Source organism: Methylobacterium oxalidis (assembly GCF_007992195.1).
GTDB classification, from domain to species: domain Bacteria; phylum Pseudomonadota; class Alphaproteobacteria; order Rhizobiales; family Beijerinckiaceae; genus Methylobacterium; species Methylobacterium oxalidis.
The window spans coordinates 1-6,147 of record NZ_BJZU01000191.1 but is presented as its reverse complement, the minus strand read 5'-3'; the positions used below and the strand labels follow the sequence as shown (position 1 = coordinate 6,147).

General features: G+C 62.6%; 9 protein-coding genes. 4 read left to right on the top strand and 5 right to left on the bottom strand.

Going from position 1 to position 6,147, the window contains the following annotated elements; all coding sequences use genetic code 11:
* Nucleotides 1-473: 473 nt before the first annotated feature.
* From MOX02_RS28925 to MOX02_RS28910, 3 genes are all read left to right on the top strand, one after another.
* On the top strand, nt 474-1,043 hold the full coding sequence (locus MOX02_RS28925) for a peptidase S14 (RefSeq protein ID WP_147029235.1): 570 nt from the start codon (nt 474-476) through the stop codon (nt 1,041-1,043).
* A gap of 1,083 nt (nt 1,044-2,126) precedes the next feature.
* On the top strand, nt 2,127-2,630 hold the full coding sequence (locus MOX02_RS28915; protein ID WP_147029233.1) for a hypothetical protein: 504 nt from the start codon (nt 2,127-2,129) through the stop codon (nt 2,628-2,630).
* Nucleotides 2,631-2,660: 30 nt separating this feature from the next.
* On the top strand, nt 2,661-3,110 hold the full coding sequence (locus tag MOX02_RS28910; protein WP_147029232.1) for a DUF421 domain-containing protein: 450 nt from the start codon (nt 2,661-2,663) through the stop codon (nt 3,108-3,110).
* A gap of 55 nt (nt 3,111-3,165) precedes the next feature.
* Here MOX02_RS28910 and MOX02_RS28905 read toward each other — a convergent pair whose 3' ends face one another.
* The 4 genes from MOX02_RS28905 to MOX02_RS28890 form a co-directional block, all read right to left on the bottom strand.
* A complete protein-coding gene (locus tag MOX02_RS28905; protein ID WP_147029231.1) occupies nt 3,166-3,414 on the bottom strand; it encodes a hypothetical protein in 249 nt (82 codons plus the stop codon).
* A 213-nt stretch (nt 3,415-3,627) separates the two neighbouring features.
* Nucleotides 3,628-3,927 carry a hypothetical protein gene (locus tag MOX02_RS28900; protein WP_147029230.1) on the bottom strand — a complete coding sequence of 100 codons (300 nt, stop codon included), beginning with the start codon at nt 3,925-3,927 and terminating at the stop codon, nt 3,628-3,630.
* 531 nt (nt 3,928-4,458) lie between these two features.
* Nucleotides 4,459-4,701 (bottom strand): hypothetical protein, encoded by a 243-nt coding sequence (locus tag MOX02_RS28895; protein WP_109889198.1) that lies wholly within the window; start codon nt 4,699-4,701, stop codon nt 4,459-4,461.
* 44 nt (nt 4,702-4,745) lie between these two features.
* A complete protein-coding gene (locus MOX02_RS28890) occupies nt 4,746-4,949 on the bottom strand; it encodes a hypothetical protein (protein WP_147029229.1) in 204 nt (67 codons plus the stop codon).
* 122 nt (nt 4,950-5,071) lie between these two features.
* On the opposite strand from MOX02_RS28890, the gene MOX02_RS28885 reads away from it, so the two are divergent.
* Entirely contained in the window at nt 5,072-5,251 is a 180-nt protein-coding gene (locus MOX02_RS28885; protein WP_147029228.1) for a hypothetical protein, read from the top strand.
* 158 nt (nt 5,252-5,409) lie between these two features.
* Here the strand turns inward: MOX02_RS28885 and MOX02_RS28880 are convergent, their stop codons facing one another.
* The gene (locus tag MOX02_RS28880; protein ID WP_147029227.1) at nt 5,410-5,976 is read right to left on the bottom strand and encodes a Ros/MucR family transcriptional regulator; all 567 of its coding nucleotides are present in this window, start codon (nt 5,974-5,976) and stop codon (nt 5,410-5,412) included.
* Between the last annotated feature and the right edge of the window lie 171 nt (nt 5,977-6,147).

Genomic DNA, 6,147 nt, shown 5'->3' with positions numbered 1-6,147 from the left:
TGGCAAAATGCCCTCTGGCAATTCCGTCATGGCGCCCGATCCTGTTCCCTTGCCCTGAGCGCCAGGGCCCATGTTCCGCTTGCTAGCATTCGCCATGTTTCGCTGCTCTCACTCGCGCTTGTAGAAGACCGCGCGGTAGATGAGGGTGGCGCTCCCTTCGAAGAAGGCAAGCTTAGCGGCGTAAAAATTCGCGCTTGCTTGGTGGGAACTTTCCCAGGCAAGGACGGTTGTGCGGCGCGCAAGTACGGTCTGGCCGGAAGCACAGACTTCTGCGTTCGGAATACGCCTTCGCTTCTCAAACTATCTCGCGGACGAAACGCCTGGATCGGCGAGAGGGATTCCGCGACGCCCTTTTGGCGCGTTGCGGCGCCGGGCGGACATCTCATGCGTATCGCAAATCCGAACGGGGCAAGATCCGCAGAACCGAGTTCGCTCAGCTTGGTTGTTCGAGCGGGTGCGGTTCGGAGAGGACTATGGACACTACGCCGCTCTCGGCGTCCGCGTTCAAGGGACCAGCCATCCTGCTGTCGGGCTCAGTCGACGCCGACATGTACCGGGACTTCCGGCGCCAGCTCGATCAAGCCTCGCAGCAGAGCTTGGTGGTGATTGAGCTGTCCACGCTCGGCGGTGATCCTGAGGTTGCGCGCATGATGGGGGAAGACATCCGCTTCCACAGCGAGCTCGCGCCGGATCGTCGCTTTGTCTTCCTTGGCAAGGCGGTGATCTATTCGGCCGGCACCACCTTCATGAGCTTCTTCGCACGACCCGACCGCTATCTCACTCGGGGAACGCGCCTGATGATCCACGAGCGCAAGCTCTCGAAGGAGCTGAAGCTTGACGGCCCGCTGACGACGTGTGTTGCAAGCGTAAGGGCAGCCCTGAACGAGATCGAGTGCTCGATCGAGATCCAGAACGAGGGCTTCGCAAGCTTGATCCGAGGATCGCGCGTGACGATGGAGGAGGTTCTCAGGCGTGCGCCGGCGAATTGGTACATCGAGGCCGATGAGGCCCGAGAGCTTGGATTGATTGAGGCGGTGATCTGAGGCGAGGCGTTCGGCGCCCGCCCGACAACAAAGCCGCTAAGGGGCCTCACGAGCGGTCATTCCGCTCGATCTCGTCGAGCACAGCGTCCGGTGCGACACCCTTGGATTTTGCGAGGCGCATCGGGCGCAGGGGTGCAGCATGAACGTGCACTCCCACAGCGTATTCGGCTTGTCAAACTGGCTTTGGACTTGCTCCACTAAATTGAGGCAAGTCCATGATCCGCCTGTGGCACAAACAAGGAGCCCCGCCGCTTGAGCTGCGGGGCTGCGCGTATGGTTCGGGTCGCTTACTGGCTGCCGCCGTGTCCGCCGCTTGCGGCACTACCCTGCGGCACGCGCCTGGAAGGCTGGCCAGCATTGCCTCCAGCAGCGGAGTCCGTCGTGATCGTCTCGGCACCATTCGCGCCTGGCGCGATGATCACGTCGCGGGAGTTGCCGGTGGTGTTCGGCTGACTCGTGATGACGGTGCCAGTCGCATCCGGCGATCGCGGGTAGGGGGCTGTCTGGGCTAAAGCCGGCCAAGCCGACACGATTGCCAGAGCAGTAAACGTTCCAAGTTTCTTCATGGTATCTCCCTGCTGACGAGCGCCAGCGTTGAGCCTACCAACCGCGCTTTGTGCAAGAAGTTGCTCTGCCTCTGCCGACATTCTTTTCAAGCGTTATTGAGGTTGATCTATGTAAAATGAAGCTCGCCGCGGCGAGCCGGGCGGGCTGAAGTTGAGCAAATTGGAGACCTATGCCGCTCGGTCAACTAGCGGCGGGACGGGTGGTTCGATCCGAGGCGCGGGTCTGGCGGGAGCAAGCCTGCACAACAAGCCGTACTCGAATGGATCCGCAGTTGCAGCCGCGGGGTTGATCGTCCGTCCCCCGCTGCCCGCCTCAACGCGCACCTGGCGTAACAGGCGGATCAGTGCCTTCCCTTGGTGCTGGCCCGCCACCAGCCAAGCAGATCCATCACGTAATGCAGTGCGCGCACCTTGCACCCTGCTGTGATCAGCCATGTGCGCCGTCGCCGCAGCAGGTGAAAGGCTCTGCCTCTGTGAGGTTGTTGCAGAGTGCAAGACCACGGAGCCAACACACCGGATGATCAGCTCGACGGACGCCACCGAGATCCAACTCGAAGCCAACCCGGGCTTCGAGAGGCGCTGGAACCATGTGCAGACGGCTCTGCAGTGCCTCATTGCGCTCTTCGTCTCTGCGGGGCTGGTCGGCCTCTTCGGCCAAGGCTGGCTTGCGCGGGCAACAAAGGCTTTCGACCGTGCGCCGCTGCAGGTGCATTACGAGCGCCTTCTGCGGGCCAATGCACCCACTGAAGTGCGGGTGACGGTCGCGAGTCCGCTGCCCAGCGAGACCCTTCAGATTGGCGTTGGCTCCGAACTTCTGGAGCACGCCTCAATCAACTCGACACAGCCTCGGGCTGCCTCGATCGATGCAACGGCGAGCGGCGTGACCTACAGCTTCCGGCTCGGTCCTGATCGACAGGGCGCCATCACCTTCAAGCTGGCTCCGCGACGCATCGGCTGGATTGTGGCGCAGCTATCGAGCCAAGGCGAACAGCTCGACCTGCCGCTGTTGATCTATCCCTGAGCACAACCTTGGGTGGGGATTACCACGTTCATGGACATCGTTCTTCGTGCTGCCCTGATGTACCTTGTCGTCCTAGTCCTTCTGCGGCTCACGACACAGCGGATCATGCGCTCTGCCACCCCGCTCGACATGGTGGTGATCTTCTTCTTCGGCGGGATGGCTGTGCCGCCGATCCTGAGCGATGATCGCTCGATCACAGGTGCCCTGCTCGCACTCTGCACGATCGCCGGCCTTCATACGTGCCTGTCGCACCTGAAACGGTTTTGGCCCGTGGTCGGGATGATCACGGAGGGCAATCCTGTGGTGATCTTTTCGAACGGCACCTGGGATGATGCGCAGATGCGCCGCCGCCGGGTCGATCCGCGCGACGTGATGGCGGAGATGCGCCAGCAGGGGATCACGAACTTGGAGGACGTACAGTCAGCAATCGTCGAGCACACAGGCGCCATCACCGTTGTGCCGAAACGTCATGGAACTTGAAGGTCAACGCCTCAACTTGAGATAATCCTTCGCTTTCAGGCGCTCTCGAATTTACTTAGTGCCTCGCCAGGCTCTCGAAACTCTCCTGGGGGGCGAGCTTCTCACAGAAGCGGGCAAGCCGGCCCAAACTGGGTTCGGCGAGGCCACCCGCATTTGCGAAGGTGGCAAGCGCGAAGCTGACCAGAAGCTCCGCTTCCTCATGCGTCACGGCGCGGCCGCTCGGAGTGCTGGCTGCACCTCGCACCGCAGACACGGCCTCGCGCAATGCCGGATTGCCTTTCAGATCCTCAAGGCTTGACGACAACTCACTTTCCTAACACCGCCAAGCCGAGTTCAACCTGCGATGACCAATCCTGGGTTCCATCGCCAGAGCTTCATCGGAGGTGGAAGGCAACCCAGAGGACGAGTGCCAGCATGCCTGCGACGAGCAACCATCTGATGGTTATGGGCATAACGGCCAAAGCCTCAACTCGGGCGGCCCTTCGGCTTCAGGTGCTCGGTGACGGATCTCGCCCCCTCACGCCTCAGCCGCATCCATCTTCACTGAACCCTCCGCACGATTGAGGGCGCTCACGCGCGGCCCACGGGCCTCACCGCTCTGCTGTTCCCAAGCCTTGAGGGCAGCGTTGGCTGCATCGATGATGTCCCGGGGCGTTCCACCCGGGACCTCAGGCCGGATTGCTTCAACAAGCCGCGTCAGGAGTATCTGCTCGTTCTGCTGGCCTGCGCCGCCCTCACCTTGCGGCGTGTAGGCTGCGTATATGTTCTCGGCGATCGTGCGTGCCGTCCGATCAAGGTCAGGGGCGTCCTGCTGCATCTCTCGACCACCTATGAACTGCCAATTGCCTGGGCACCGAACCACCACCTCAGAACCGGCCTGGGATGGGCAGCGAGTCTCTCCCACGAGGCAGAGAGAAGCCCCTCGACCGTTCATAGGGCGGTGGAGCCGGATAGAAGCCTCGCAGCTGGCGATGCACGCCTGCGGGTTGTCCACTTCGCGGTGCACCCGAAACGTTGCGCGGGCCCGCAAAGCCACGCGCACGTTCCGGTCCGGTTGGCGCCGCCTGTTCCGCTGAGGGCTTGTATGACCCGCCACGAGCCAGTGCGGCTCCGTAGAAGCCCGCCGTGGCAACGCATGCCGCACAAAGCAGCCGTCCGATCTGCCTTCGCACCAGCCAGCCTCTTGGTCTGAATTGCTCACTGTCAGCGGACAACCCCGCCTCATCAGGCATAGTTGCTGCGACTCAGATGGCCGGAAACGCGCGAGGCGATCCGCAGGGCGCTGGTCAGGGCTCAGGCGGGCTTCCGCGCCATAGCAAAAGTATCGACTTGGGGTGGGAGCGTGGGTCTACTCTCCCGGCGTCCAGTCGATCGTAGGTCGCTGTGACAGCATGCGGTCGAAGTAGTTCGCCACCGCCTGAGCGCCATCCGAGTGCATCATCGCCACCGGATGCGCAAGATAGGCGCGGGCGAGGTCGGGCGTGATCTGCCCAAACTGAAGAGCGCTGAGCACCTCGTCGATGAAGGCGTCGTTGGCCTCGTTGAAGTCGTTCGAGAGCTTCTTGCGGTCGTTGAGCGCCTTGATGGGCATCCACGTCTCCGATGAGGGTATGGGCTCGTCTGTGCCGTTGGACCTTACCGCTTCCGGTGCCTCTTGGCCTTACCGAGCAGCGCCATGGACGCAACCATGGCCGCAGCCGCGCTGTCCTGCACAGCCATGTCCGGTCGATCAGGCAGCACGAAGAACCAGGCCAGTGCCGTGGCCACAACGACGATCGCGGCTGCGGCGGCGAGCAGTCGGACCTGCTCTCTCTTAGGCTCTGGCAGTGGCTCCGGCATCTGGCCTTTCCAGTGGCAGGGTCTAGCTGACCACGCAACAAACTACGCAATACCGAGGAAAGGCAAAGCTTCTACACCTTGGCTCAGAGACGGCCGCCAAGGGCCGCACGAGGGGTAGGACAATGCTCGATATCGTTCTTCGTCTGGTCATCTCCGGCGCCCTCATGGTCGGCACGGCACACCTGCCGGCACTGACCTCGGTGCATGCCGCGCCTCAGGTTGCCAAGCTTTCGAGCATGTCCAAGCCGACCCGCGCGTGCCCGCCGCAACGGGCTGCGGTCATTCGGACCTGCGTTGCTTGAGGCGAGCGACGATGCTGACCCTGCTCACCCTTCTCGTGGCCGGCAACTTCGCGCTGGCGACACTCTTCTCGATCGCGGCTCCGGTCAGCGACTGACGCAGCACCCTCGTTCTCAGGTCGGAGGCGCCGGCACAAGCCTGACCTGTGCCGGCTCGCATCCTACTCCACGGGAGCCGGCTCGGCAGGCTTGCGGCGGGTGCGCGGCTTGGCAGGAACGTCAGCTGCCTTCTTACGACTTCCACGGCCCTTCGGCGCCTCGGCGGCAGGTGCCGGCGCGCTCACCGTCTCGGTAGTTGCGGCAGCCTTCGTCGCCGCCTTGTTGCGCTGCTGGCCGAGACCGAGGCTCTTGGCGAGCGAGGAGCGCGCCTCCGAGTAGGAGGCCGACACCATCGGGTAGTCGCGCGGCAGGCCCCACTTCTCCCGGTAGCTCTCCGGCGTCAGCCCCCGGATCGTCAGGTGTCGGCGCAGCGTCTTGTAGGGCTTGCCATCCTCAAAGCTGATCAGCGCGTCGGCCGTGATCGACTTCTTGATCTGTGCCGGCGTGAGCTTGACCTGCGGCTCGCTAGTCTCTGGGGGCTGGCTCAGTCCGGACACGGCTGCATGCACGCTCGCGATCAGCCCCGGCAGGTCGGCGACAGATGCGTGATTGTTGGACAGATAGGCGGAGACGATTTCGACCGTCAGGTCGATATGGTTGTTGCTGGCTTCTTCAACGGTGTCGGACACGGCGAGACCCTCTTTGTTTCTCGCCTATACCTGCAAGTTAGATTCTTGCAGGCAATTGCCTTTCGACAAGAAAGCAAGCTTGCCCACAGATAATTTGACTTTACTCTTCTGCTTGAACGTGGCGAAGCCGCAAGAAGGCGTTCCCATGCTCTGCTAAGATGGCCTTCAGTC

Excerpts from the sequence above, each read along its gene's own strand:
- MOX02_RS28915 (WP_147029233.1), top strand. The coding sequence starts at position 2,127 with ATGATCAGCTCGACGGACGCCACCGAGATCCAACTCGAAGCCAACCCG.
- MOX02_RS28925 (WP_147029235.1), top strand. The coding sequence starts at position 474 with ATGGACACTACGCCGCTCTCGGCGTCCGCGTTCAAGGGACCAGCCATC.
- MOX02_RS28910 (WP_147029232.1), top strand. The coding sequence starts at position 2,661 with ATGGACATCGTTCTTCGTGCTGCCCTGATGTACCTTGTCGTCCTAGTC.
- MOX02_RS28890 (WP_147029229.1), bottom strand. The coding sequence starts at position 4,949 with ATGCCGGAGCCACTGCCAGAGCCTAAGAGAGAGCAGGTCCGACTGCTC.
- MOX02_RS28900 (WP_147029230.1), bottom strand. The coding sequence starts at position 3,927 with ATGCAGCAGGACGCCCCTGACCTTGATCGGACGGCACGCACGATCGCC.
- MOX02_RS28895 (WP_109889198.1), bottom strand. The coding sequence starts at position 4,701 with ATGCCCATCAAGGCGCTCAACGACCGCAAGAAGCTCTCGAACGACTTC.
- MOX02_RS28885 (WP_147029228.1), top strand. The coding sequence starts at position 5,072 with ATGCTCGATATCGTTCTTCGTCTGGTCATCTCCGGCGCCCTCATGGTC.